The sequence below is a fragment of the Thermoflexus sp. genome (genome assembly GCF_040289485.1).
Lineage (GTDB): Bacteria > Chloroflexota > Anaerolineae > Thermoflexales > Thermoflexaceae > Thermoflexus.
Map to the genome: position 1 here is coordinate 26,782 of NZ_PSLG01000005.1, position 24,527 is coordinate 51,308.

Consider the following 24,527-nt stretch of genomic DNA (forward strand, 5'->3'; position numbering starts at 1 on the left):
GAGGGGGATGGGCCTTCCGACCCTGGATCTTTCCCAACAGGAAGCCTGGCGCGCCGCTTATTCGCAGAAACGCCCGGGGTGGCGGCCGGCGGGGGAGGTCTTCAACGCCCTCCTGGAGCCCCGGCTCCACCCGACAGCCCGGGCCCTGGATGCCGGCTGCGGGCGGTTCGGGGTGCTGGGCCGCTTCCGGGATCAGGTGGGGCTGGCCGTCGGCGTCGATGGCGACTTCCCCGCGCTGCGGGAGAACGCCCTCCTCCCGCTGCGGGTCCTGGCCCGGCTGGAGGCCCTTCCCTTTCCCGAAGGGGCCTTCGATCTGATCCTCTGCACATGGGTGGTCGAGCACCTCCCGGAGCCGCGGGCCGCCTTCCGGGAGCTCGCGCGGGCCCTCCGGCCTGGCGGCAGCCTGTTGATCCTCACCCCGAACGCGCGGCACCCGCTGGTGGCCCTGGGGCGCTGTCTGCCGGCCCGTCTGCGCCCGCTCCTGGTGGGCCGCCTCTACAGGCGCTCGCCCCGGGACATCTTCCCCACCTTCTACCGCGCCAACACGCCCCGCGCCCTGCGCCGCATGCTTCAGGAGGCCGGCCTGATCTGCGAGGCCTGGGAGGCCGTCGAAGATCCCACCTACCTGGCCTTCCACCCGTGGCTGTTCGCCCTCGCCGTCCTATGGGAACGCTGGACGGCCTGGAGGCCTCTTCAGGACTGGCGGATCCACCTCGTCTCCGCCTGGACCAAGCCCGCCGGTCGACGGCAGGGGGCAGCTTATTCGTCGAAGACCACCACGCTCTCCTCGTAAACCCGGATCTCGCGGTTGGCCAGTTTGCGGCGGAACCATTCGGCCAGCCACCGGTTCTTCTCTTCCAGGGGCTCGGGGGCGGCCATCCGCTCCAGGGGGATGTTGATCCGCAACGCTCGGTAGGGGATGATGTGGCGGGTGATGCCGGCAGGGAGGCGGACGCCGTTGCGGGCCAGTTCCATGATCTCAGCGGGCTCATAGCGGGGGAACACCACCACGGCAATGACCGCCTCGTAATAGGGCAGGATCTGATCCAGATGGTCCGTGGCGGTGCGGTAAAACCGGAACCGGGTCTTGTAGAGATCCACCAAGGCGTTCAGCAGCGCCGTCCGCCGGTAGAGGTCCCCCTCCGCCCGGATCAGATAGATCTCCCCACGGGGGCAGGCCAGATAGGCCAGGGCCTGACGGCGGGCCAGTTCGGCGCGGGCGTGCAGACGCTCGGCGGGCTCCAGGGAGAGACCCTCCAGGCCCCGCAGGGCCTCGAAGAAGGCGGCGGCGTCCTCCCCACACACCACATGGGTCCACGCCTCCACCACCAGGCGGGGGTCTTCATAATCCACCACCTGGACGACCAGGTGGGGCAGGCCCAGCCGGCGGGCCGCCGCCACCCGGTTGGCCCCGTCCAGCACCACATAGCGGAGCTCATCGGGGATCGGGGTAACCACGGGAGGGTTCTTCAGGACCCCTTCCGTCCGCAGCCGCTCCGCCAGCGGCTCCGTCCGCATTCGGTCCGCCTGCTCGTGGGGGATCAGCGCCTCCACCGGCACAAAGCGGAGGACCGGCATGCGCTCCGCTATGGGAACCGAGCCCATCACCGTCCTGTCTCCCCATGGGGATCAAGACCGAACCTCTGGGGGTCACTTTGCTCCAGGACCCCGATTTTTTCCACTTTCGGCCGGATGGGGGCGCTGCCCGCCTACTCGTCCAGCACGCGATAAGAGGCCTCGATGACCTCCCCACGGACGGGGGGCTTCCCCCGCGGATCCGATGGGGCGCCGTCCAGGAGCAGGCGCAACGCCAGGAGCAAGACGATCAGGTCGTCCAAGGCGCCCAACCCAGGGATGGCCAGGTCCGGCATAAAATCGATGGGCGAGAGGATATAGAGGAAGGCCAGCAGGGACAAGGCCTTCAACCAACGGGGTGTGCGGGGGTCCCGCCACACCCGCCACAGCCGTCGCAGATCCCGCCATAACGACCTCAGCGTCCCTGCCCGATCCATCCCTCCGCCTCCGGGGGCTCACTCCTCGCCCGCCAACCGCACCACCATCTTGAAGATGTCCGACTCGGTGATGATCCCGACCACCCGGCTGTCCACCACCACCGGGAGGCCACCGATCTTGTGCTCCAGCATCAGGCGGGCCGCCTCATAGATAGGGGTGTCCGGCGTGACAGTGATGACCTTGCGGGTCATGATCTTGTCCACCGTGAGGCGGGCTAGCAGGTAGTTCAGTTCGAAGATGCTGAGAGAGGTGGCGTCCGAAGGTGAGGCCTCCCGGATGTCCCCCAAGGTGACGATGCCCACCAATCGTCCCTCCTCGTCGACCACCGGGAGGCGGCGGATGCGCTTTTCTTTCATGATCTGATGGGCCTCCGGCAGGGTGGTCTTCGGGGAGATGGTGATCGGGTTGGGGGTCATCCAGTCCCGCACTTTATACTGCTTGAGGACGTTGGGCATGGAGACCTCCTGGGCACGGGATGGATCCGGTTTCAGTATAACACAGGGCGCGGGGGCCCTACCCCGCGTCCGGGCGCCGGGTGACGTCAGCCGGGGAAGGATGGTAGTGCCCCTCCACCCAGACCTCCCCGTGGGCGCCGATCTCCTTTTTCCAGACGGGGACGATCTCCTTGAGGCGGTCGATCCCATAGCGGGCGGCCTCGAAGATCCCCTCGTGGCGGTGGCTGGAGGAGACCGCCACGGCCACCGTCACCTCCCCGACGACCATACGGCCCAGACGCTGGACCAGGGCGATCCCCTGGACGAGGGGCCAGCGGGCGCGGATCTCGGCCAGGATCTGGCGCATCTTCGCCTCAGCCATGGGCGCGTAGGCCTCATACTCCAGGGCCTGCACCTGCCGGGCTCCATCCTCCCCCCGCACCACCCCGGTGAACATGGCCACCGCCCCCGTGCGCGGGGTGCTCACCGCCCGCACCAGGGCGTCCAGGTCGATGGGCTCGGTGGTCAGCGCCACGATCTCCGGGCGCGAGGGGTTTCCCTCCCCGCCGCTGACCGGCGGGAACAGGGCGACTTCATCCCCGGGCCGCAGGGCGTCATGGGGGAAAGCGAACTCGTGGTTGACCGCCACGACGGCGGAGGCCAGATAGGGATGGAGGGCCGGGTAGGCTTCGGCCACCGCCTGCAGGAGGTCCGCCACTGAGGCGCCCTCCGGAACATGCACGGAGATCGCCTCGCGGCCGATCCGGTCCTTCAGGGTCGCGAACAGCCGGACCTGCACCTCCATCGGAACCCTCCCATCATTCCAGGACGAGGTCGCCGCTTTTGCCCCCGCGCTTTTCGACCAGCCGGATGTTGGTCAGGCGCATCCGCTGATCCAAGGCCTTGGCCATATCGTAGAGGGTGAGGGCTGCCACGCTGACCGCCGTCAGCGCCTCCATCTCCACCCCGGTCCGGGCCACGGTCTCCACCCGGGCGGTGATCTCCACCCAGGGCATCGGGTGGGTAGGGTCTGGGTCCCGCACGGCAAAGTCGACCTGCACGTGGGTGAGGGGCAAGGGATGGCACAGGGGGATCAGTTCGGCGGTGCGCTTGGCGGCCATGATGCCGGCGATGCGGGCCGCCGCCAGTGCATCCCCCTTGGGCAGGGTCCCCTCCCGGAGGGCCGCCATGGTCTCCGGGGCCATCCAGACCTCGCCCCGCGCGATGGCCACCCGTCGGGTCTCCGGCTTCTCCCCCACATCCACCATCCGCGCCCGGCCCTGCTCGTCCAGATGGGTCAGCATCGGGACCTCCCGGGGAGGCCTCAGAAGTCCACCGGCCTCCCCTCAAAGGCGTACATGAACAGATGCGCCACCTCCTCACGGGTCGGCGCCCGCGGGTTGGTCAGGGTGCATGGATCCTCTAGGGCATATTCCACCAGCGTCGGGAGATCGGCCTCGAAATCGTCCCGGGGGATCTCGCAGGCGGCGATGGTCTGGGGCTGCTCCAATCGGTCCAGCAAGTCCAGGACGGCCCGAGCGAGCCGGAAGGCCGCCTCAGTGCCGTCCGGTGCCTCCAGCCCGATGGCCCGGGCGAGGTCGGCATAACGCCCCGCCGCCGACCGCGCGTTGAACTCGATCACGTAGGGAAGGAAGAGGCCGACGGCACGGCCGTGGGGGAGATCGAAGCGGGCCCCCAGGGCGTGGCCCAGGCTGTGGGCCAGGCCGACCAGAACGTCCCCAATTCCCACGCCGGCCATGGTGGCAGCCAAGTGCATCTGGGCCCGGGCCTCCGGATCCTCAGCGCCGTGCTGGTAGGCCCGGGGCAGATAGGTGAAGATCGTGCGGGCTGCCTGCAGGCACAGCGCGTCGCTGAAGGGGTTGTGCCATGTGCTGACATAGCCTTCCACGGCGTGCGAGAGGGCGTCCATCCCGGTGTCGGCGGTCAGCCGCGGGGGCAACTGCAGCACCACCGAGGGGTCCACGATGGCGATGTCGGGCAGGTTCTCCCGCGATCCGACCGCCAGTTTGCGGCGTGCCCGAGGATCCGTGAGGACGATGGCCCAGGTGGCCTCCGAGCCGGTGCCGCTGGTGGTGGGGACGGCGATCAGCCGGGCCCGCCGCCGCAGGCCGAGGGGCTCCATCGGGCTGATCCCCAAGGGGTCCAGGTCTGGACGCTCGAAGAGGACCCAGATGGCCTTGGCGGCGTCGATGACCGAACCGCCCCCCACCGCCACGATCCAGTCCGGTTGGAAGGCCCGGATCTCATCGGCCCCGGCGCGGACCTGGTCAATGGTGGGGTTGGGCGTGATGGCGTCGAACACATCGATCTCGAAGCCGGCCCGCCGGAGCCGCTCCTCCACCGGGCGGACCAAGCCCAGCCCCCGCACCTGGGCATCGGTGACGATGAACGCCCGCCGCCCCTCCAGGCGCTCCAGATAGGCGAGGGCCTCTTCGCCGAACACGATCTCCGGGGTCTTGAAGAACCACATGGGCATCGGCTCCAGACGCAGGATTTGAGCCCGGGGCCCCAGGTCGAGGGCCGCCTCCTTCCACCCCGTTCAGGCGATGAACTCCGTGGGCACGCGGGTGCAACAGAGGACCAGTTCCTTGGCCGCGCGCACGTTCCGCATGATGTTGACCATGTTCCCTTTCAACTTGATCCGCCCGGTCACCAGAGCCTGGATGGGGTCCAGTTTCCCTTGGATGACCTGCTTCCAGACCGAGTAGGGCGCCGACATGCGGTAGGCGGGGTTCTTGACCGACTCGTCGGTCACCTCGAAGGCCTCGCGGCAACGCCCGTGCCAGAGGTCCATATACAGCACCACCGGCCGGGCCAGGGGGCCCTCGGGCTCCACCACGAAGTAGAAATCACCCTCCCAGTTCTTCGCCGCCTCGGCGTAGCTGGGACTCCGGTTGACCTCCTCCATCAGCGCCTTGATCCAGGCATCGGACGGGAAGGGAAAGCCCATGGCGGCCTCCTCAGCCTTTGGGGAGGGGATGCCCCTCCCCTGCGGATACCCTCGGTCGTCCGACAGGGGCGGGCCGTCGGACCTCAAGCCTTCTCCCGGGCTGCCTCCCGCTCGCGGCGGGCCTGCTCGATGAGGCCCTGGGCGATGTGCGGTGGCACCTCCTCGTAGTGGCTGAAGGCCATCCGGAACACCCCCCGCCCCTGGGTGAGGGAGCGCAACTGGGTGGCGTAGCGCTGCATCTCGGCCAGCGGCGCCAGGGCGATGATCACACTTTTGTCGCCATGCTGCTCGATCCCCTGCACCCGGGCCCGCCGGGTGTTGAGGTCGCTGATCACGTCGCCGGTGAACTGCTCGGGCACGATGATGGTGAATTGCATGATGGGCTCCAGAAGCACCGGGCCGGCCTGCTGGAAGGCCAACTTGAAGGCCTCGCGACCGGCGATCTGGAAGGAGATGTCGTTGGAGTCCACCGGGTGTTCTTTGCCGTCGTAAACGGCCACCCGCACGTCCACGATGGGATAGCCGGCCAGCAGGCCCTGTTCCATGACGCTCCGGATCCCCTTCTCGATGGAGGGGGCGAAGTTGGAGGAGATGGCCCCGCCGAAGACCTCCCACACGTACTCAAATCCCCCGTCCCGGGGCAACGGCTCGATGCGCAGATGCACCTCCCCGAACTGGCCGGCGCCGCCGGTCTGCTTCTTATGGCGGTATTGGGCCCTGGCCACCCTGGTGATGGTCTCCCGGTAGGGCACCTTCGGGACGCTGGTGACGATCTCCACCCCGAACTTGGTGGCCGCCCGGCGCACGGCCACGTCGATGTGGGTGTCCCCCATCCCCTCCAGGATGGTCTGATGGGTGGAGGGCTCCTGCCGCAAGTGCAGCGTGGGATCCTCCTCACACAGCCGTTGGAGGGTGGGGATGAGTTTGGCCGAGTCGGCCCGCGTCTTGGGCTCCACCGCCACCGCATACAGCGGGGTGGGGTAGGCCGGAGGGATAACGCGGACCGGATGGGCGCGATCGCACAGGGTGTCCCCGTGGCCGGTCACGTTCAGTTTGGGCACCGCCCCGATGTCGCCCGCGACCAGTTCAGGGACCGGGATCTGCTCCTTGCCCCGCATCACGAAGATCTGGGCCAGGCGCTCCTCTTGCCCTTTGTTCACGTTGAACAGATGGAGGTTGGAGCGGACCGTTCCCCGAAGGACCCGGAAATAGGCCAGTTTCCCCACGAAGGGATCCGCCGTCAGTTTGAAGACGTAGGCCACGACCGGACCGGCGGGATCCGGGCGGATGATCTCCGGCTGGCCATCGGTGGCCGGCACCCCCTCGGCCGGCCGGGCCTCCAGCGGAGAGGGCGCCAGGTGGACGAGCAGATCCAGCAAGGGGCCCACGCCGACGGTGGAGAGGCCAGCGGCGCAAACCACCGGGATGATCCGCCCCGAGAGGAAGCCCGCCTTCAGGCCCCGCCGGATCTCCTCCTCCGCGAGTTCGCCGCCCTCCAGGTACTTGACGATGAGTTCGTCATCGGACTCCGCCGCGGCCTCCATCAGCCGCATGCGGGCCTCCTCAGCCTCCTCCCGCAGGCCCGCCGGGATCTCCCCGGGTTCCCCGCGGGGGCCGCGACGCGCCTTCATGGACAACAGATCCACCACCCCCTCGAAGGCCGCCTGGCTGCCGATGGGCAACTGGATGGGCACGAAGGCTGCCTTGAAGACCCGACGCAGGCTCTCCAGGGCGCCCTCGAAGTTGGCGTTCTCCCGATCCATCTTGGTGATCAAGGCGATGCGGGGCAGCCCTCGCTCCTCCAGCGCCGCCCACGCCTGCTCCGTCCCCACCTCCACCCCGGCCACGCTGTCCACCACCAGGAGGGCGCAGTCGGCGACGTGCACCGCGCTCTTCATCTCGCCGACGAAATCCAGATACCCGGGGGCGTCCAGGAAGTTGAGTTTGTGATCGGACCACTCGACGGGGATGAGGGAGGTGTAGATGGAGAGACGGCGGCGGATCTCTTCCTCATCGAAATCGGAGACGGTGTTGCCCTCCTCGACGCGGCCCATGCGGGCTGTGGCGCCGCTCAGGAACAACATCGCCTCCACCAGCGTGGTCTTGCCCGATCCGTTGTGGCCGACCAGGACGATGTTGCGCAGTTGCTCCGTCCGATACGCTTTCATCGTGCCTCCCCCCGGCTGAGGATAGGGCGGAAGCCCCGCGAGCGAGGGCGCTGCTTTATAGTTTAACCCAAATCCCCTTCTCAGTTCCGCCCGTCCGCCTCCTGGAGGCGACGGAGCAGGCGGGCCTCCAAGCCCTCCTCGGGTCCGGGCGGGCCCAGGGGCTCCTGATGACGACGGATCAGCACCACGGTGAGGGGATCGCAGCCGGCCGCGGCCGCCCAGGCCGCACCGATCTCAGGGTGGTCCGCGTAGCGCCGCAGCCGGTCCGCCCAGCGCCGAAGGAGGGGGAGGCGCGCCATCGCCCGCCAGGGGTGCGGGCAAAGGGCCTGCCCCAGCCTCAGCAAGGCCCGCTCCCACGGGGTCAACGGCGCGGCCGTCTTCCCTACGTCATGCAACAGCGCCGCGGCCAGCAGCGCCGGATGATCCTCGCCCCATGCCAAAAGGGTGCGCAGCACCGCCAGGCTGTGCCGCTGGTCTCCCCGCGGCATCCGCCAAAACAAGGCCTGGGCAGCCGGGGGCAACAGCCGGGCCACCAGATCCCGGTCCTCCGCGCCGATACGGGGAGCGAGGGCCCATCCGAACTGCCGGACGCGGTAAAGGAGGGCTGCCGTCGTCCTTCGGAATCCCTGCTGCCCACCGTCCATCGCGCCGTCGGTCGCCCTCTGGCTCCGCTTCCCGTTCTCCACCTTCGGGGAGGATATAATAGACACAAGCCCGGACGGCCGGCCAGGCCGACGGGGACAGAAGGAAAACGGCCATGGCCCATCCGCCAGAGACCCTGGCGCTCTGGATCGCCCGCTTTCTGGATGCCCGGATCGCCACCGAGACCCCGGCAGCATCCACCCTGAAGGCCTACCGCCAGACCCTCCAGCGTCTGGCCCGGTTCATGGAAGCCCGTGGCCTCCAGCGGTGGGAGGAGGCCACCCCTTCCCTGCTTCAGGATTTCCTTGAGGCCGAGACGGTCCGCCGGGGGGGATCCCCCAGCGCGTGGAATCAGAGACTCGCCGTCCTCCGGGCTTTCTTCGCTTTCCTGCAGGCTCAGGGAAGGGTCGCCGAGAACCCCGCCTCGGGGTTTCCCTGGCGTTCGCCACGCCGCCCGGTTCGCTTCCCGCTCCCGCCGGCCCAGCGGGAGCGTTTGCGGACGGCGGCCGAGCGCCTTCCCGAAACCCCGGTGGGCCTGCGGGACCGCCTGATTCTGGACCTGATCGCTCACCTCGGGCTGCGGGCAGGGCAGGCCATCGCCCTTGTCCTGGAGGATGTGGGCCCGGACGGCGCGGATCTCCGCATCCCCGGCCGGAGGGGCCCGCGCCGGGTGGCCCTCCCCGAGCCGGTCCGCGCCTCCCTCCGCCGCTACCTCGCCCACGGGCGGCCTGCCCTGGCCCGAGATCCAGGGACCCGAGCCCTGTTGCTGAACCATCGCGGGGGCCCCCTGACCCGTCAGGGTCTGTGGTGGGTGATCAAAGCCCTGGCCCGACGGGCCGGGCTGCCCCCGGAAGCCCTTTCCCCGGAACGCCTGCGACCGCCAGCCGGGCTCCCGCTGGCGTTCCTCCCCCTCGAAGGCGAGCAGCGATGAGCGGATGGACCCGACGGCAGTTCCTGGTCCGGCTGCTGCCGGCGGCCCTGGGCGCCGTGGGGAGCGCCTGTCGGGCCGTGGCGCGTCCTTCCCCCACGCCTACGCCGGTTCCCCCCACGCCGACCCCCCGGCCCTCCCCGGAAGGGGTGGTCGCCGCCTTCCTGGAGGCCATGGCGCGGGAGGATGGGGCCGCGCTGTGGGCGTTGCTCACCCCTGCCTCCCAGGCCCGCCTCCCCCGCGCAGACCTGGACGCCCTCTGGCGGCAGACCCTGGACACGGCGGGGGTCCAGGCGGTAGAGACCCAGGCCCTCGCCCTGATCCAGGAGGGGGAACGGGCCCAGGCTCGCTATCGGGTGCGCTGGGAGACGGCGCTGTTCGGCTGGCTGGAGGCGGAGGGGACCCTGGATCTCCGGCTGCTCCCCGAAGGCTGGCGGGTGGTCTGGCGGGACGGATTGCTCTGGCCGGCCCTGCAAGAGGGAGAGCGGCTCCAGGTGGAATACATTATCCCGGAGCGGGCGAACCTCTACGATCGCGAGGGCCAGGCGCTGGCCGCCCAGGGCGAGTGGGTGGAGATCGGCGTGGTGCCGGGGCAGATCGTCGATGAGAAGATGCTGCTCCAGCGCCTGTCCCAGGCCACCGGGCTCCCCCCGGAGACGGTGCAGGCACGCTACCGCGGGGGCCGCCCCGACTGGTATATGCCCATCGTCGCCCTGCCGGCGGGCCGGCTGGCCCCCTGGGCGGCGGACCTCGAGGCCACCCCGGGGGTGGTCCTGCGGGCGCGAAGCGGCCGGATCTACGCCGGCGTGGCCCCCCACGTGGTGGGCCTGGTGGGAAAGATCCCGCCGGAGGAACGCTCGGCCTGGCGGCGCCGGGGATACCGGGGCGACGAATGGGTGGGACGGATGGGGCTGGAGGCATGGGGGGAGCCGTATCTGGCCGGGACCCACGGGGGGCGACTGCTCATCCTCCCGGCGAGGGCTGAAGAGCCCCCGCGGGTCCTCGCGGAGCGTCCCTTCCAGCCCGGCCGTCCGGTGTTCACCACCCTAAAACGGGACTTCCAGGCTCAGGTGGAGCAGATCTTCGGGAACCGGACCGGGGCGGTGGTGGTGATGGATCCCCGCCATGGGGAGATCCTGGCGATGGCCAGCGGCCCGGCCTTCGATCCGAACGCCCTGCTCCAGCCGGGGGCAGCGCCTCCACCCCCCGGGGCGTTCCTGAACCGGGCCACCCAGGGCCTGTATCCGCCCGGATCCCTCTTTAAGATCGTGGTGATGGCCGCCGCCCTCACCCACGGCTTCACCGCCGCCAGCACCTTCCAGGATCCAGGCTACTGGGAGGGCCTGGGGCCCGGCTACCGGAAATGGTGCTGGCTGCGCACCGGCCACGGGGTCGTGGACCTCCCAACGGCCCTGGCCGCCTCGTGCAACGTGGCCTTCTACCAGATCGGCTTCGCCCTTCACCAACAGGATCCGGACCTGCTCCCTCGCATGGCCCGGGCCTTTGGCCTGGGAGGGACCACCGGCCTCCAAGAGCTCCCCGAGGCGGAGGGCCTGGTCCCTGACGCTGCCTGGCGGGCCCGCCAGGGCGGACGGCCCTGGTCGGCGGGGGACACGGTGAACCTCTCCATCGGACAGGGCGACCTGCTGGTCACCCCCCTACAGATGGCCCGGCTGCTGGCGGCGGTGGCCAACGGGGGGACCCTCTACCGGCCCCGTCTGGTCCTGCGGTTGGGCGCGGCGCCCGGGCAGCCCGAGGCGACGTGGCCGCCGGAGCCCCAGGGCCGGTTGCCCGTCCCCGAAGAGGCGCTGGCGGTGATCCGCCAGGGCCTCCTCGGGGTCACCACCCATCCCCGGGGGACGGCCCCATGGGTGTTCCGGGGCATGCCCTTCCCGGTGGCCGGGAAAACCGGGACGGCGGAGGCGGGCCCGGGCCGGCCCCCGCATGCATGGTTCGCGGGCTACGCCCCGGCGGACGCGCCGGAACTGGTGGTGGTGGTGGTGGTGGAGCATGGGGGACAGGGGTCGGCGGTGGCTGCCCCCCTGGCCCGTCAGATCCTGGAGGCCTATTATGGCCTTCCCCGCACCCCCTTCCCGACGCCGCCACCCCAACCAGATCGCTGACCACAAGCCCGCTGTCCGATAGAGAGTGTCGGCCGTCGGAACACAGCGCTGCTGCGTCTCCGTCCCGTGGCGTCCGCCGTCCCCTTGACGGCGCCCTGGAGGCCGGGCATAATTCTCCACGGAGGGATGGCCGAGCGGCTGAAGGCGGCGGTCTTGAAAACCGCTAGGAGGCCGGAGTGCCTCCTCGGGGGTTCAAATCCCCCTCCCTCCGCCTGGAGTTTTGGATGGAGGGGTGCCGGAGCGGCCTAACGGAACCGCCTGCTAAGCGGTGGGGGGTGCGAAAAGCCCCCCTCGAGGGTTCGAATCCCTCCCCCTCCGCCTGGCCCTTGGAAGCGGCGCGCCGGCGCGCCGCTTCTGTTTTCTGAGGCGCCGGCGCCATCTCACCTCCCCAGCCGCCGGCAGGCGGCGAACCGAAGTATCATAGAGCCACGTCGAAAGTCCGATCCGCTGACATCGCATCCCGATCGAAGGCCCTCGGCCCGCCCTTCCCAGACCCAGGCCAGGAGGTGCGCAGTGACACCCGAGATCGAGATGGAACTGGCCCAGACCCGTCAGACCGTCCTCTGGCTGGAGCAGGAACGCCGCAAGGACAAAGAGACCATCGCCCGCCTCCAGCAACAGGTGGATCAGTTGACGGCCCTCCTCGAGCAGGCCCAGGAGCAGATCCGTAAACTCACCGAGGCCATGGCCGCCACCCAGGCCCAGGCCGCTCGATCCGCCCAGATCGAGCCCTCCTTCGCCCGGCTCCGCGAGGAACTGGGCGCCCTCCTGGACCGGCGCCTGGAGGAACTGGAGCGCCACTTCCGCGAAGGACAGGCTGCCCTGCAACTGCAGATCGCCGACCTCCAGCGCTCGGCCAAAACCTTCCAGGAGGCGCTCCCCCGCCTCGACCGGATGGAGCAGGAACTGGCCTCCCGCCGCGCCGAACTCCAGCGGCTGACCCAAACGCTCCAGGTCCAGGGCGTCCGCCTGGAGGCCCTCTCCCGGACCCTGGAGGAGACCCATCCTCGCTTGACGTATCTGGAGGAGCAAAGCCGCCAGACCCTCAAACGCCTGGCCGCCTTGGAGCAGGAGCAGATCGACCAGCGCAAGCGCCTCGAGGGCCAGGCCCAGCGCACGACGCTGCTGGAGGAGGAACTGCAAAAACGCCCCCGGGTCCTGGAGTCGATCGAGGCCCGCTTGGGGGAGATCCTCGCTCAGGTCGAGGCCCTGCGCCTGGCGGACCTGGAGCACGTCCAGGCCGTGCGCCGCCTGGAGCAGCACGTCGAGGAGCGGCTGGCGCGCATCGAGGACTATCACGCCGTCCTCCATCACCTCCAGGACCTGGCCCGGGAGGGCCGGCAGGCCCTTGAGGGGCTGAGCGCGCTGCGGGAGGGCTGGGAACGGCATCTGATGGAACTGAGCGAACGGTTCCGGCTGCACGAGGCCCGATTGAAACAAGAGTGGGACGAGTGGCAGGCCGCCCAGGAGCGGCGTTTCCATCAACTGAACCTGCTGCGGGAGGAGCGCTGGGCGGCGCACCAGCGGGAGCATCGGGAGCTGGAAGGCCGGCTGGAGGCCCTGGAGCGCCAGGGGCCGCGGGTGGAGCAGATCCTGCGCGGGCTCCTGGAGGAGCAGGAAGAATGGGCCCGCCACCTCCGGGATGTGGCCCGGATCTGGACCCAGAACCATGAGCAGCGCCTCAGCCGCCTGAAGCAAAGCTTGAAGGACACCCCCGGCGAGGCACCGCCCCTCTGATGGGACCGGCCGCGATGGGAGGAGGATCGCGATGCCGGTGATCGCCACCGCCGGCCACGTGGACCACGGCAAATCCGCCCTGGTCGAGGCCCTGACCGGGATCCACCCGGATCGTCTGAAAGCGGAGCAGATCCGGGAGATGACCATCGACCTGGGCTTCGCCTGGCTGACCCTTCCCCACGGGGAGACTGTCGGGATCGTGGATGTCCCCGGCCATCTGGATTTCATCGAGAACATGCTGGCCGGCGTGGGCGGCATCGACGCGGCGCTGCTGGTGGTGGCCGCCGACGAAGGGGTGATGCCCCAGACCCGCGAGCACCTGGCCATCCTCACCCTCCTGGAGGTCTGCGCCGGCGTCGTGGCCCTCACCAAGATCGACCTGGTCGATGCGGACTGGCTGGCCCTGGTCGAGGAGGATGTGCGGGCCCTGCTCCGGGGGACCTGCTGGGCAGCAGCGCCCATCGTCCCTGTCTCCGCCCACACCCGGGCCGGCCTGGACCGGCTGGTGGAGGCCCTGGCGGCGGTGCTGCGGGGAAGGCCCCCCCGGCCCGATCGGGGCCGCGCCCGCCTCTCCATCGACCGCGCCTTCACGATGCCGGGCTTTGGAACAGTGGTCACCGGCACCCTGCTGGACGGCCGCCTCCAGGTCGGCGAGGAGGTGGAGATCTGGCCGGCCGGGCGCCGGGCCCGCATCCGGGGCCTGCAGTCCTACCGCCGTCGGGTGGAAGAGGCCCTCCCCGGCTCGCGGGTCGCCATCAACCTGGCCGGCGTCGCCCCGGAGGACCTCCGACGGGGGGATTGGGTAACGGCCCCCGGCCGCTTCCAGCCTACCGCCCTCCTCGACGTCCACCTGATCCACTGGGAAGGCTCGCCGCGCCCCCTGCTTCACTTCGCCGAGGTCAAGTTCTTCCACGGCGCGGCGGAGCTCATGGCCCGGGTCCGCCTGCTGGACCGGGACGCTCTCCCGCCGGGGGAGGTGGGTTTCGCCCAGATCCTCCTGAGCCGGCCGACCGTGGTCGCCCCGGGGGACCGCTTTATCCTGCGCTGGCCGTCCCCCTCCATGACCTTGGGCGGCGGTGAGGTCCTGGACGCCCATCCCGGCCGCCGTCACCGCCGCCACCGCCCGGAGATCCTAGAGACCCTCCGGGCCCTGCACCGGGCCGACCCGGCGGCGCGCCTACGGGTCTGGCTCCGGGAGGCCGGGATGCTTTCCCTTTCGGAAGCCGCCCTCCGGCTGGCCATGCCCCCGGAGGCCGTGCGAACGCTCCTGGAGGGGCTGGCGGCAGCCGGGGAAGCCATCCGGCTGGGAGAGGACCGATGGGCGGCTCCCGAGTGGCAGGCCGCCGCCCTGCGGCGGCTGGTCGAGCAAGTGGAGGCTTACCACCGGGAGAACCCCCTTCGCCGGGGGATGCCCAAGGAGGAGGCCCGCAGCCGCCTGGGGTGGCCTGGCCCAGCCTTCGAGGCCGTGCTGGCGGAAGCCCTCCGACAAGGGCTTCTGGAGGATCTGGGGCCGCTGATCCGACGGGCCGGCTTCACCCTTCGCCTGAACGAAGTCCAACGCCAGCGGGTCGAGGCCTGCCTGGCCCGCTTCCGACAGGATCCCTGGCACCCCCCGAACCTGCGGGAGGCCGAGGCCCTCCTGGGCCGGGAACTGCTGCAGGCCCTGCTGGAGGAAGGCGTGCTGGTGCGCCTCAGCGAAGAGGTGGTGCTTCTGAAGGAGACCTGGGAGGAGGGGGTGGCGCGCATCCGGCAGCACCTGCAGGAACGGGGAACCCTCTCGGCGGCGGAGGCGCGGGATCTGCTTCAGACCAGCCGGAAGATCGCGGTGGCGCTGCTGGAGCAACTGGACGCGATGGGGATCACGCGGCGGGTGGGGGATGTGCGGGTGCTGACCGCCGGACCCACCACCGGGCCGTCCGCGTAGCCAGCGGGTGTCGGTGTTATGGTAGAATCGCTATGGAGATCTGGATCGGAGAGGCCTGTATGCTCCGATGGCTGCGGCGGCTGTTCCGTCCGACTTCGGATTTCCAGGAGTTCCTCCGCCAGGTCGCGCAGCGGCCGGACTGGCAGGCGGAGCTGCGCCGCTGGGTGCTGACGCAAGAACTCGAGGGGCTCCCCCAGCGCATGCAAGAGGCCACCGGCCGGCTGGCAGAAGAGCAGCGGCGCCTGGAGGAGACGATCGCCCGTCTGGCCGCAGCCCAGGCCCAGACCCAGGTCCAGGTCGCACAACTGGGGGGTGTGATCCAACACCTGGCGGAGGCCCAGGTCCGCACCCAGGAGACCGTCCAGCGCCTCATCGAAGCCCAGGCCCAGTTCGAACAGCGCCTGACCCGCCTCGAGGAAGCGATGATCCGGGCCGAGGAGCGCCTCACTCGCCTCGAAGAAACCGTCCAGCGCCTCATCGAAGCCCAGGCCCAGTTCGAACAGCGCCTGGCCCGCCTGGAGGAGGCCCAGATCCGCACCGAAGAGATCCTGGGATACATCCTCCAGGAAATCGCCGGGCTCCATCGCTCCCAGCAGCGGATGCAGGAGAGCCAGCAGAAGATGCAGGACACACTGAACCGCTTCGGCGCGGTGGTCGGGACGTTCGTGGAGGGGCGGATGGCGGTCTACATGGAGCGCTGGCTGAGCCAGCAGGGCTTCCGGATGCTGGAGCCCATCACCTTCCTCCCTCTGGCCGAGGAAGGGGAACTGGATGGCGTGGCGGCCGCGCAGGACCCGCAGGGGAACCCGGTTTGGGTGCTGGTCTCCGCCAAGGCGAAGATCGACACCGGGGACGTGGAGCGGTTCTCCGGGATGCTGCGCCGCAAGCGGGTGCAGGCCCTCCTGCGTGAGCGCGGGATCCGCGGCACCGCCCTTCCCTATCTCTTCGGGCTGACGATGGAGCGCGACGTCCCCCAGGTCGCCCGGAGGTGGGGCATCGGCCTTGTCCTGGACGAGCGGGGGGAGCAGGTCGCCCCACAACCCTGGCGGCTGGAAGAGGAAGGAACCCCCGCCTAACGCCGGAGGAACCGCCGTTCGATCTCCTCGCGCCCCAGCACGAACCACGCCGGCCGCCCGTGGGGACAGATGGCCGGCGACCACGCTTCCTGCAGGGCGTCCAGCAGGGCCTGCATCTCCTCCACGGAGAGCCCGTCGCCGGCCTTCACCGCCGCCGCGCAGGCCAGCCGCATGGCCAACCGCTCCCGCAGCTCCCCGCCGCCGCGCCGTACGGCGGACAGTTCCTCGCAGGCGATGTCGAAAAGCGCCTTCACCGGCTGGCCGGCCAGGGGGGCCGGGACGGCACGGACGATGAAAGCGTTCCCCCCGAAGGGCTCCACATCAAACCCCAGGCTCTGCAGGGCCTCCAGGTCAGCCTCCAGGCGTTCGGCCTCCCGGGCGGTGAAGGAGAGTACCGTCGGGGACGGCAGGGGCGCGGGGGAAGGCCCCCCCCACAACCGCTCGAAGAGCACCTGCTCATGGGCCGCGTGCTGATCGACCACGATCAGCCCGTCCTCCCCCTGGGCCAGGATATAGCACTGGAAGAGCTGGGCCAAGGCCCGCCAGCGGCCCGAGTGCCCATAACCCGGGGAGGGCTCCGCCAGCGCTGGCAATGGCGGGGCCTCCGCCTCGAAGGGCCATCGGCCGGCGGCCGTCCCCGCCTCCGCCCGCGGGAAATCGGCCAGGGCGGCCTCCACCGCCCGGCTCACTCCCCAATACACCGAGCGCTCCTGGGAGAAACGGACCTCCGCCTTCTGCGGGTGGACGTTGACGTCGACGAAGGCCGGCGGCAACCCGATGTGCACGACCGCCAGCGGATAGCGCCCCGGCGGCAGCCGCCCCGTATACGGCCGCTCCAGCGCCACGGCCAGCAGCCCGCTCCGCACCGGACGGCCGTTCACGTAGAAATACTGAAAGGCGCGGGAGGCCCGCCCTAGGGTCGGCCGGGAGACCAACCCGTGGATGCGTAGGTCCGCCGCCTCCCACGCGACCGGGAGCAACGCGTCCGCCACCTCCCGCCCCCAGAGGACGGCCGCGCGTTCCAGGGGGGTGCCCGGCGGCGCCACCAGGACCTCCCGTCCGTCGAGGATCAGCCGGAAGGCCACGCCAGGGTAGCCCAGGGCATACCGGTAGACCGTCTCCCGGATGCGCTCTGCCTCTCGGAGGGGGGATTTCAAGAAACGGCGGCGGGCCGGTGCGTTGTAGAACAGGTCCCGCACCGTGACCATGGTGCCCACCGGGCTGGCCGCCGGCCCCACCGTGATCCGCCCCTCCTCCGCCACCAGGCGGGTGCCCTCGGTCTCCGCCGCGGTCCGGGTGAGGATCTCCACCCGGGCCACCGCCGCGATGCTCGGCAGCGCCTCGCCCCGGAACCCCAGGGTGCGCACGGTGGCCAGGTCTTCCACCGTGCGGATCTTGCTGGTAGCGAACCGGGCCAGCGCCAGGGGGACCTGATCCCGGGGGATCCCGACACCGTTGTCCGCCACGCGGATCCAGGCGAGCCCCCCCTCCTGCGCCTCGATCCGGATCGCCGTGGCGCCAGCGTCCAGGGCGTTCTCGATCAACTCCTTGACCACGGAGGCCGGCCGCTCGATCACCTCCCCCGCCGCGATCCGGCTCGCCACCTCCGGCCGCAACACCTGGATCTCCACGCTGACCTCCGCCCGGCGCGGCTCAGCGGATCAGATACAAGGGCATCCGCACAAAGCGGGGGGCCTCCGTCCACGGCAGGGCGGGGAAGAGGCCCCGGACGGCCTCGTGAAAAGCCCCGCTGAGCACGATCCCCCAGGCCGGCGCCAGGAGGGCCAGGCGCCGCGCCGTCTCGATCACCTCTCCAACGGGCAGATAACTCCGGAAGGCCCCACCGCCCATCAGCCCGACCAGGGCCTCCCCGCGATGGAGGGCCAGCCGGGGGAGGAATCGCAGCGCCGGCGGGAGCCCCTGGTGCAGCCGCCGAACCCGCTCTCGGAAGGCCAGGGAAGCCCGCAGCGCCCGGACCGGATGTTCCGCACACGCCAGCGGCGCGTTGAACCAGGCTATGGCCATGGAATCCATCAAGGGCCCCGGCATCCCGCCCTCCGCCAGGACGCTCTCATAGAACATGTCCAGATGGCGGTTCAGGGCCTGGTGCAGCGTCCCCGCGCCTCCCCGCCCACCCCGCATCGCCTCCTGCAGCCGGGCCGACAGCCCCTCCCATCCCACCGCCACCACGCTCAGGGGGCGCACCTGGGCGGGCCCGAGGAGCTCCTGGGGGCGCTGGGTCAGCGCCTGCAGAAAGGGAGCGGGGAGGAGCGTTTTCAGGAAACTCCACCAGCGCAGGTGATAGGTCTTCAGGTCGGCGATGCGCCGGCCGCGCCGCAACAGGGCATGCAGTCGGGCCAGCACCTCGCGGGGATCATAGGGCTTGGACACGTAGTCGTCGGCGCCGGCGCGCAGGCCCTCCACCAGTTGCATCACCGCCACCCGCCCGGTGAGGATCAGCACCGGCACGTCCCGCAACTGCGCATCCGCCTTGATGGCCCGGCACACCGCTAGGCCGTCCGCGTCCGGGAGCCCGAGATCCAAGACCACCACGTCGGGGCGCCAGGTCCGCAGCCGGCCCCAGCCGTGGCGGGCCGTCGCCGCCATCTGGGCCTCGAACCCGTTCCACACCAGGAGATCATGCAGGGCCCGGGCCTCGCCCGGATCGTCCTCAATAATCAGCACGCGCGGGGGACGCATCCCCCCGCCGGTCGACGTCCCGGGCACACCCACGCTCCCCGCTCCTTCCTACGGGCCGGCGCGCATCCCACGGCGGACGCCCGGGGCCCGCTCCCGGCGCCCGATGGGCCTCAGGCGGGGCGCCGATGGGTCCCCCACCCGGGCCCTTGGGGGCGATCGGGAGGCTCCGGGCCCACCTCCTGGCCCCGCCCGCCCTCCTCCCGCGGGCCGATCAGCGGCGTCAGGCGCATGAGGGCCTCTTCATCGTATTGGCGATGGCCGCACACATCGCAGACATAGGCCGGCATGTTGGGGATGACGATGAAGAGATCCCCGTGATAGCCCGCGTAGGTGATGCGGCGAGGCCGCATATAGCCGATCCGGCAATTCGAGCACGGCCACATAGATGCCTCCCCTTCCCCCAGAATCACCCAACGGCCGGCGGGAGGGCCTCCAAGATGGCCACCGTCGCGCTGGTCCCCAGGCGATCGGCGCCGGCTTCCACCAGGGCGATGGCCTGCTCCGCGGTCCGGATACCCCCGGAGGCCTTGACGCCCACGGCGGGGCCCACGGCCTGTCGGAGCAGCCGCACATCCTCCACCGTGGCCCCTCCCGGGCCGAAGCCGGTGGCGGTCTTGACGAAGTCCGCGCCCGCCTCCACGGCCAAGCGGGCCGCCAGGACCTTCTCCTCGGGGCGGAGCAAAGCCGTCTCCAGGATGACCTTGCACCGCGCGCCGGCCGCGTGGCACACAGCGACCACCGCCTGAAGATCGGCCCGCACGGCCTCCAGAGCGCCGTCTTTCAGCAGGCCGACGGCAAGGACCATGTCGATCTCCTGGGCCCCCAGGGCCAGGGCCAGTTCGGCCTCAGCCACCTTCACCGCCGTCAGCGTCGCCCCCAAGGGGAACCCGACGACGGTGGCGACCTTCACCGGGCTCCCCCGCAGCCGCGCGGCGGCGCGCGCTACGTAGATCGGGTGGACACAGACGGCGGCGCAACCATACCGCAACGCCTCCTCGCAGACCCGGTCGATGTCGGCCGGGGTGGCCTCCGGCCGAAGCAGGGTGTGGTCGATGCGGGCCGCCAACGCCTCCCGGGTCCACCCCCCCGTCGTCACGGCTCAGCCCCCTCGAAGGGATTCGCGATCACCCCCCAGCGCTGGGGCGGCCAGTAGATCAACCACGCCTTCCCGATGATGGCCGAGCGGGGGAGCGTCCCCCAGTTATGGGAGTCGTTGGAGGCGTTCCGGTTGTCGCCCAACACGAAGTATTCCTCCGGCCCCAGGGTCACCGGCCCGTAGGTGTAAACGATAGGCCCCCGGATGTAGGGCTCCTTTAAGGGGCGGCCGTTGATGAACACCTTGCCGTCGCGGATGGCCACGGTCTCCCCCGGGAGCCCGATGACCCGCTTGATGAAATCCCGGGAGGGATCATGGGGGAACCGGAAGACCACCACATCCCCCCGGCGGGGCTGGCCGAACCAGTAACTGACCTTGCTGATCAGCACGTATTCACCGTCGTGCAGGCTGGGCTCCATGCTGGAGCCCTCGATGCGGAAGCGGGCGGTGGTGGTGTTGACCAGGGCCAGCACCACCAGCACCACCAGCGCCGTCTCGATCAGCTCCCGCAGGAAGACGATCATCGGAGGGGCCCGCCGCTCCCCCTGGGGCTCCGACAACGGCTCCGTCGCCTCCATCGAAACCGAAACGCGCTGCTCGTCCATTCACCCCTCGACCTCCAGGCCGGATTATACGACGCCCACCCCGGGGGGGCAACGATCTGCCCGTTATCCTTGTGAAGCGACGGGCTCGCCTGGCGTTTTTCCACAATTCATGGAATAGTGATCCGGGGCCTGCGCGCCGGGAAACCCAGCCCGCCGGATCACCGCCATGGCCGAGCGCCTGACCTTCCCCGCTCGCTTCCTGGAGCGGATGCAAACCTGGCTGGGGGCGGAGATCGGCCCCTTCCTGCAGGCCCTCACCGGCCCTTACCGGACCGGCCTGCGGGTGAACACGTTGAAGATCGACCCGGAGGCCTTCCGGGCCCGTTCCCCTTTCCCGCTCTCCCCGGTCCCCTGGTGCCCGGAGGGCTTCGTTCTGGAAGCGACCGGCCTCCGGCCCGGCCGGCATCCCTACCACGCCGCCGGGCTTTACTATCTGCAGGACCCCTCGGCCATGGCCGCCGCCCTGCTGCTGGATCCCCAGCCTGGGGAGTGGGTGCTGGATCTGGCGGCCGCCCCCGGCGGCAAAACCACCCACCTGGCCGCCCGGATGCGCAACACCGGCGTGTTGGTGGCCAACGAGATCCACCCGCGCCGCGCCACCGTCCTCGCCTTCAACGTGGAGCGGATGGGAGTGACCCATGCCGTCCTCCTCAACGAGACCCCCCAGCGGCTGGCCGAGCGCTGGGCCGGCCTCTTCGACCGGGTCCTGGTGGACGCGCCGTGTTCCGGCGAGGGGATGTTCGCCCGGGACCCCGAGGCCGTTCGAGCGTGGAGCGTGGAGCGGGTGCGCCGCTCCGCCGGCCTGCAGAAGGCCCTGCTCCACGAGGCCGCCCGCCTGGTCCGCCCCGGCGGCTGGCTCCTCTACGCCACCTGCACCTTCGCCCCCGAGGAGAACGAAGGGGTGGTGGATGCCTTCCTGAAGGCCCATCCGGATTTCGACCTGGTCGATCCCCCCCGCCCCTCCGCCTTCGACCGCGGTCACCCGGAGTGGGTAGATGGGGGCGACCCGCGGCTGGTCCGGGCGGTGCGGCTGTGGCCCCATCGAGGGCCGGGCCATGGGCATTTTTACGCCCTCCTGCGCCGCGCCGGGGAGGCGCCGCCCCATCGCCCCCGGCCGGAAAGCGACTTGCCCGGCCGCGCCCGGCGGGCCTACAAGGCCTTCTGCCGAGAGGCCCTTCGGGAAGCCCCTGGCGAAGACGGGCTCATCTTGCACGGGGACGGCCTCTACCGGACACCGATGGCGCCGACCCTCTGGCGCGGGCTGCGGGTACTGCGGCCGGGCTGGTGGTTGGGCCGCATCCGCAAAGACCGCTTCGAGCCGGGCCACGCCCTGGCCATGGCCTTGCGCCCCGAGGCCGTCCATCAGGTTCTAGACCTTCCTTTGGATGATCCGCGGGTCCTGGCCTACCTGCGGGGCGAGCCCCTGGAAGGACCCTGGCGGGAGGGCTGGGTGCTGGTGGCGGTGGAGGGGTTCCCGCTGGGCTGGGCCCGGGCGGACCACGGCCGGCTGAAGAACCTGCTGCCGACGGCGGTGCGAATCATCCGGTGGGGGACCCTCGAGGAGGATCGGGCATGAGGGATGCCGGGGGGTGGGCGCGCGCGCGCGAGGTATTCGGCGTCTTCCTGCGCCTGGGCGGCACGGCCTTCGGCGGCCCGGCCGCCCACATCGCCATGATGCACCACGAACTGGTCCGCCGACGGCGTTGGGTCACGGAGGAGGAGTTCCTCGACCTGCTCAGCGCCACCTACCTGATCCCCGGCCCCAACTCCACCGAGATGGCCATCCATCTGGGGCGGGTGCGGGCCGGCGGGCTCGGGTTGGTTCTGGGGGGCCTCGCCTTTATCGCCCCGGCCGCCGGGATCGTGACCGCCCTGGCGGCCCTCTACGTCCGCTTCCGGACCGCCCCGACCCTCGAGGGGCTCCTTTACGGCGTGAAGCCGGTGGTGCTGGCCCTGATCCTCCAGGCCCTATGGGACCTCGGCCGCCGCGCCCTGTCGCGCCCCTTCGCATGGGCTCTGGGAGCGACAGTCACCCTTCTCTACCTGTTGGGGGTCCATGAGTTGCTCCTCCTGTTCGCCACCGGCGCGGCCATGGTTCTCGCCCGGCGGGGGCCACGTCCCCGCCGGGCGGCCGGCCTGGGCCTGCTCCCGCTCCTCCCCCTGGCCCACCCGCCGGCCCCTTTCCGCCTGGGGGAGATGTTCCTGATCTTCCTCAAGATCGGGGCCACCCTGTACGGGAGCGGCTACGTGCTGGTCGCCTTCCTGCGGGCCGACTTCGTCGCCCGTCGGGGCTGGCTCACCGAAGGCCAACTGCTCGACGCTGTGGCCATCGGTCAGGTCACCCCCGGGCCGGTCCTGACCACCGCCACCTTCATCGGCTATCTGCTGGCCGGTCTCCCCGGGGCCCTGCTGGCCACCGTCGGCATCTTCCTCCTCTCCTTCGTTTTCGTCGCCGTCACGGGGCCGCTGATCCCCCGGCTGCGCCGGTCGCCGGACGCGGCCGCCTTCCTGGACGGCGTCAACATCGCCTCTCTGGGTCTCATGGCCGGGGTGGTGATCGCGCTGGCCCGCGCCGCCCTGGTGGATCCCTGGACGGTCGCCCTGGGCCTGGCCGCCCTCGTCGCCCTGGCCCGTTTCCGGATCAACGCCACATGGCCGGTGCTGGCGGGCGCCGCCATCGGGGCCCTGCGGATCCTCCTGGCCGCCCGGTGAGCGCGCCGTCTTTGTTGCGACGCCCCCATGGGCCCGTTATAATTCCCGTGAGATCCCGACGGCAGCGACATCCGGAGGAGCCCATCGGTGCGTGTCACCACGGAACCCCTTCCCCAACGCCAGGTGGCCCTGACCATCGAGGTGGAGCCGGAGCGGGTGGAGCAGGCGATGCGCCGGGTGGCCCGCCGCCTCTCCGAGCGCTACGACATCCCTGGCTTCCGGCGGGGCCGGGCGCCCTACGAGGTGATCCTACGGACCTTCGGCCGGGAGGCCCTGCTGGAGGAGGCCGCCGAGGACCTCAGCCAAGAGGTCTATCGGGAGGCGTTGGATCAACTGGGCCTGGATCCTTACGGGCCGGGCCGGCTGGAGCAGCTGCGCCTGGAGCCGCTGACCTTTAAAGTCATCGTGCCCCTCAAGCCGGAGGTCCGCCTGGGGGACTACCGGTCCCTCCGCCTGCCCTATGCGCCGCCCCAGCCCACCGAGGCCCAGATCATGGAGGTCCTGGAGCGGCTGCGCCGGGACAACGCCATCATCGAGCCGCTGTCGGAGGGGATGGCGGCGCCGGGGCTGATGGTCACCGTGGCCCTCAAGGCCACCGACGAGGAGGGGAAGGTGGTCCTGGAGGAAGAGGTCTCCTTCCTCCTGGGCCAGGAGGAGCCCCCGCTGCCCGGGCTGGCGGAGCCCATCACCGGCATGGCCCTGAACGAGCGACGCACCTTCGACCTGCCCGCGCCGGGGGCCGAGGGGAAGGTCCTGCACGTCGAGGCGGCGGTGACGGGTCTCGCCCGCTACCTGCTGCCCGACCTGGACGACGCCCTGGCCCAGACGGTGGGCGACTTCGAGACCCTGGAGCAACTCAAGGCCAAGATCCGGGACGACCTGGCCGCCCATCTGCGCCGCGATTACGACGCCGACTATGCCATGCGGGCGCTGGAGGCTCTCGTCGCCCAGGCCGAGATCGAGTTCCCACCGCAGATGCTGGAGGAGGAGATCGACGAACTGGTCTCCGACCTCCGGCGGACCCTCCGGCGGCGGGGCCAGGAACTGGAGGAACACCTGAAAGCCCGCGGCCAGACCCTGGAGGACCTGCGGGCGGAACTGCGGCTCCAGGCCGAGGCCCGGCTCCGCCGGGGCCTGGCCTTGACCCAACTGGCCCGGGAGGAGGGGCTGGCGGTGTCGGAGGAGGAGGTGGAGGCCGAGGCCCGCGCGGTGCAGGAGCGCCTGCAAGTCTCCGCCGCGATCTGGGAGCAGATCGCGCCCCAGGTCGTCGCCGACATCCGTTCGCGTATCCTGGCGGACCGGGCGTTGCGCCGCCTGGTGGAGATCGTCCGGGGCGAGGCCGAGGCCCGCCCCGAGCCAGCGGGATCCCTGTCGAGTGAAGCCTGAAGGAGGCCTGCG

The 24,527-nt window shown here is 70.6% G+C and carries 23 protein-coding genes and 2 tRNA genes; 11 read left to right on the plus strand and 14 right to left on the minus strand.

Features of this window, described 5'->3' with window-relative positions:
• The first annotated feature begins 7 nt into the window (after positions 1–7).
• Positions 8–793 carry a class I SAM-dependent methyltransferase gene (locus tag C4313_RS01625; protein WP_352428134.1) on the plus strand — a complete coding sequence of 262 codons (786 nt, stop codon included), beginning with the start codon at positions 8–10 and terminating at the stop codon, positions 791–793.
• On the opposite strand, the gene C4313_RS01630 is transcribed toward C4313_RS01625, so the two are convergent.
• The 9 genes from C4313_RS01630 to C4313_RS01670 all read right to left on the minus strand — a co-directional run bounded on the left by C4313_RS01630 (position 760) and on the right by C4313_RS01670 (position 8,230).
• On the minus strand, positions 760–1,605 hold the full coding sequence (locus tag C4313_RS01630) for a ParB N-terminal domain-containing protein (RefSeq protein ID WP_352428135.1): 846 nt from the start codon (positions 1,603–1,605) through the stop codon (positions 760–762). The genes C4313_RS01625 and C4313_RS01630 overlap by 34 nt on opposite strands.
• Positions 1,606–1,709: 104 nt before the next feature.
• Positions 1,710–2,012: a YkvA family protein gene (locus tag C4313_RS01635; protein ID WP_352428136.1), complete on the minus strand. Its 303-nt coding sequence runs from the start codon at positions 2,010–2,012 to the stop codon at positions 1,710–1,712.
• An 18-nt stretch (positions 2,013–2,030) separates the two neighbouring features.
• Positions 2,031–2,468: a CBS domain-containing protein gene (locus C4313_RS01640; protein WP_352428137.1), complete on the minus strand. Its 438-nt coding sequence runs from the start codon at positions 2,466–2,468 to the stop codon at positions 2,031–2,033.
• A 58-nt stretch (positions 2,469–2,526) separates the two neighbouring features.
• Positions 2,527–3,252, minus strand: a complete 726-nt coding sequence (locus tag C4313_RS01645; protein WP_352428138.1) for a molybdenum cofactor biosynthesis protein — start codon at positions 3,250–3,252, stop codon at positions 2,527–2,529.
• Between the two features lie 13 nt (positions 3,253–3,265).
• Positions 3,266–3,751 carry a cyclic pyranopterin monophosphate synthase MoaC gene (moaC, locus tag C4313_RS01650; protein ID WP_352428139.1) on the minus strand — a complete coding sequence of 162 codons (486 nt, stop codon included), beginning with the start codon at positions 3,749–3,751 and terminating at the stop codon, positions 3,266–3,268.
• Positions 3,752–3,771: 20 nt separating this feature from the next.
• Positions 3,772–4,938 (minus strand): iron-containing alcohol dehydrogenase, encoded by a 1,167-nt coding sequence (locus tag C4313_RS01655; protein WP_352428140.1) that lies wholly within the window; start codon positions 4,936–4,938, stop codon positions 3,772–3,774.
• 69 nt (positions 4,939–5,007) lie between these two features.
• Positions 5,008–5,418 (minus strand): SCP2 sterol-binding domain-containing protein, encoded by a 411-nt coding sequence (locus C4313_RS01660; protein WP_352428141.1) that lies wholly within the window; start codon positions 5,416–5,418, stop codon positions 5,008–5,010.
• A gap of 83 nt (positions 5,419–5,501) precedes the next feature.
• On the minus strand, positions 5,502–7,586 hold the full coding sequence (gene fusA / locus C4313_RS01665; RefSeq protein WP_352428142.1) for an elongation factor G: 2,085 nt from the start codon (positions 7,584–7,586) through the stop codon (positions 5,502–5,504).
• Between the two features lie 80 nt (positions 7,587–7,666).
• Complete coding sequence (locus C4313_RS01670; protein WP_352428143.1) at positions 7,667–8,230, minus strand: HD domain-containing protein; 564 nt, start codon at positions 8,228–8,230, stop codon at positions 7,667–7,669.
• A gap of 113 nt (positions 8,231–8,343) precedes the next feature.
• On the opposite strand from C4313_RS01670, the gene C4313_RS01675 reads away from it, so the two are divergent.
• The 7 genes from C4313_RS01675 to C4313_RS01705 all read left to right on the plus strand — a co-directional run bounded on the left by C4313_RS01675 (position 8,344) and on the right by C4313_RS01705 (position 16,016).
• Positions 8,344–9,159 (plus strand): tyrosine-type recombinase/integrase, encoded by an 816-nt coding sequence (locus C4313_RS01675; protein ID WP_352428144.1) that lies wholly within the window; start codon positions 8,344–8,346, stop codon positions 9,157–9,159.
• On the plus strand, positions 9,156–11,279 hold the full coding sequence (locus tag C4313_RS01680) for a penicillin-binding transpeptidase domain-containing protein (RefSeq protein ID WP_352428145.1): 2,124 nt from the start codon (positions 9,156–9,158) through the stop codon (positions 11,277–11,279). The genes C4313_RS01675 and C4313_RS01680 overlap by 4 nt, the downstream gene beginning before the upstream one ends.
• Positions 11,280–11,399: 120 nt before the next feature.
• Positions 11,400–11,490 (plus strand) — tRNA-Ser (locus C4313_RS01685).
• A gap of 15 nt (positions 11,491–11,505) precedes the next feature.
• Positions 11,506–11,597: transfer RNA gene (locus C4313_RS01690), tRNA-Ser, on the plus strand.
• Positions 11,598–11,792: 195 nt separating this feature from the next.
• Positions 11,793–13,016 (plus strand): coiled-coil domain-containing protein, encoded by a 1,224-nt coding sequence (locus C4313_RS01695; protein ID WP_352428146.1) that lies wholly within the window; start codon positions 11,793–11,795, stop codon positions 13,014–13,016.
• Between the two features lie 31 nt (positions 13,017–13,047).
• Positions 13,048–14,940 carry a selenocysteine-specific translation elongation factor gene (gene selB, locus C4313_RS01700; protein WP_352428147.1) on the plus strand — a complete coding sequence of 631 codons (1,893 nt, stop codon included), beginning with the start codon at positions 13,048–13,050 and terminating at the stop codon, positions 14,938–14,940.
• Between the two features lie 59 nt (positions 14,941–14,999).
• Positions 15,000–16,016, plus strand: coding sequence for a hypothetical protein (locus C4313_RS01705; protein WP_352428148.1), 1,017 nt, complete (start codon positions 15,000–15,002; stop codon positions 16,014–16,016).
• Here C4313_RS01705 and mutL read toward each other — a convergent pair.
• From mutL to lepB, 5 genes are all read right to left on the minus strand, one after another.
• Complete coding sequence (gene mutL / locus C4313_RS01710) at positions 16,013–17,647, minus strand: DNA mismatch repair endonuclease MutL (protein WP_352428149.1); 1,635 nt, start codon at positions 17,645–17,647, stop codon at positions 16,013–16,015. The genes C4313_RS01705 and mutL overlap by 4 nt on opposite strands.
• Before the next feature lie 22 nt (positions 17,648–17,669).
• A complete protein-coding gene (locus C4313_RS01715) occupies positions 17,670–18,716 on the minus strand; it encodes a response regulator (protein WP_352428150.1) in 1,047 nt (348 codons plus the stop codon).
• A 110-nt stretch (positions 18,717–18,826) separates the two neighbouring features.
• Complete coding sequence (locus tag C4313_RS01720) at positions 18,827–19,099, minus strand: YgiT-type zinc finger protein (protein ID WP_352428151.1); 273 nt, start codon at positions 19,097–19,099, stop codon at positions 18,827–18,829.
• Between the two features lie 23 nt (positions 19,100–19,122).
• Entirely contained in the window at positions 19,123–19,812 is a 690-nt protein-coding gene (gene deoC / locus C4313_RS01725; RefSeq protein ID WP_352428152.1) for a deoxyribose-phosphate aldolase, read from the minus strand.
• A complete protein-coding gene (lepB, locus tag C4313_RS01730; RefSeq protein WP_352428153.1) occupies positions 19,809–20,417 on the minus strand; it encodes a signal peptidase I in 609 nt (202 codons plus the stop codon). The genes deoC and lepB overlap by 4 nt, the downstream gene beginning before the upstream one ends.
• 166 nt (positions 20,418–20,583) lie before the next feature.
• On the opposite strand from lepB, the gene C4313_RS01735 reads away from it, so the two are divergent.
• From C4313_RS01735 to tig, 3 genes are all read left to right on the plus strand, one after another.
• Positions 20,584–21,993 carry an RsmB/NOP family class I SAM-dependent RNA methyltransferase gene (locus C4313_RS01735; protein WP_352428154.1) on the plus strand — a complete coding sequence of 470 codons (1,410 nt, stop codon included), beginning with the start codon at positions 20,584–20,586 and terminating at the stop codon, positions 21,991–21,993.
• A complete protein-coding gene (chrA, locus tag C4313_RS01740) occupies positions 21,990–23,129 on the plus strand; it encodes a chromate efflux transporter (RefSeq protein ID WP_352428155.1) in 1,140 nt (379 codons plus the stop codon). The genes C4313_RS01735 and chrA overlap by 4 nt, the downstream gene beginning before the upstream one ends.
• Positions 23,130–23,216: 87 nt before the next feature.
• Entirely contained in the window at positions 23,217–24,515 is a 1,299-nt protein-coding gene (gene tig, locus C4313_RS01745) for a trigger factor (RefSeq protein ID WP_352428156.1), read from the plus strand.
• Positions 24,516–24,527: the final 12 nt, after the last annotated feature.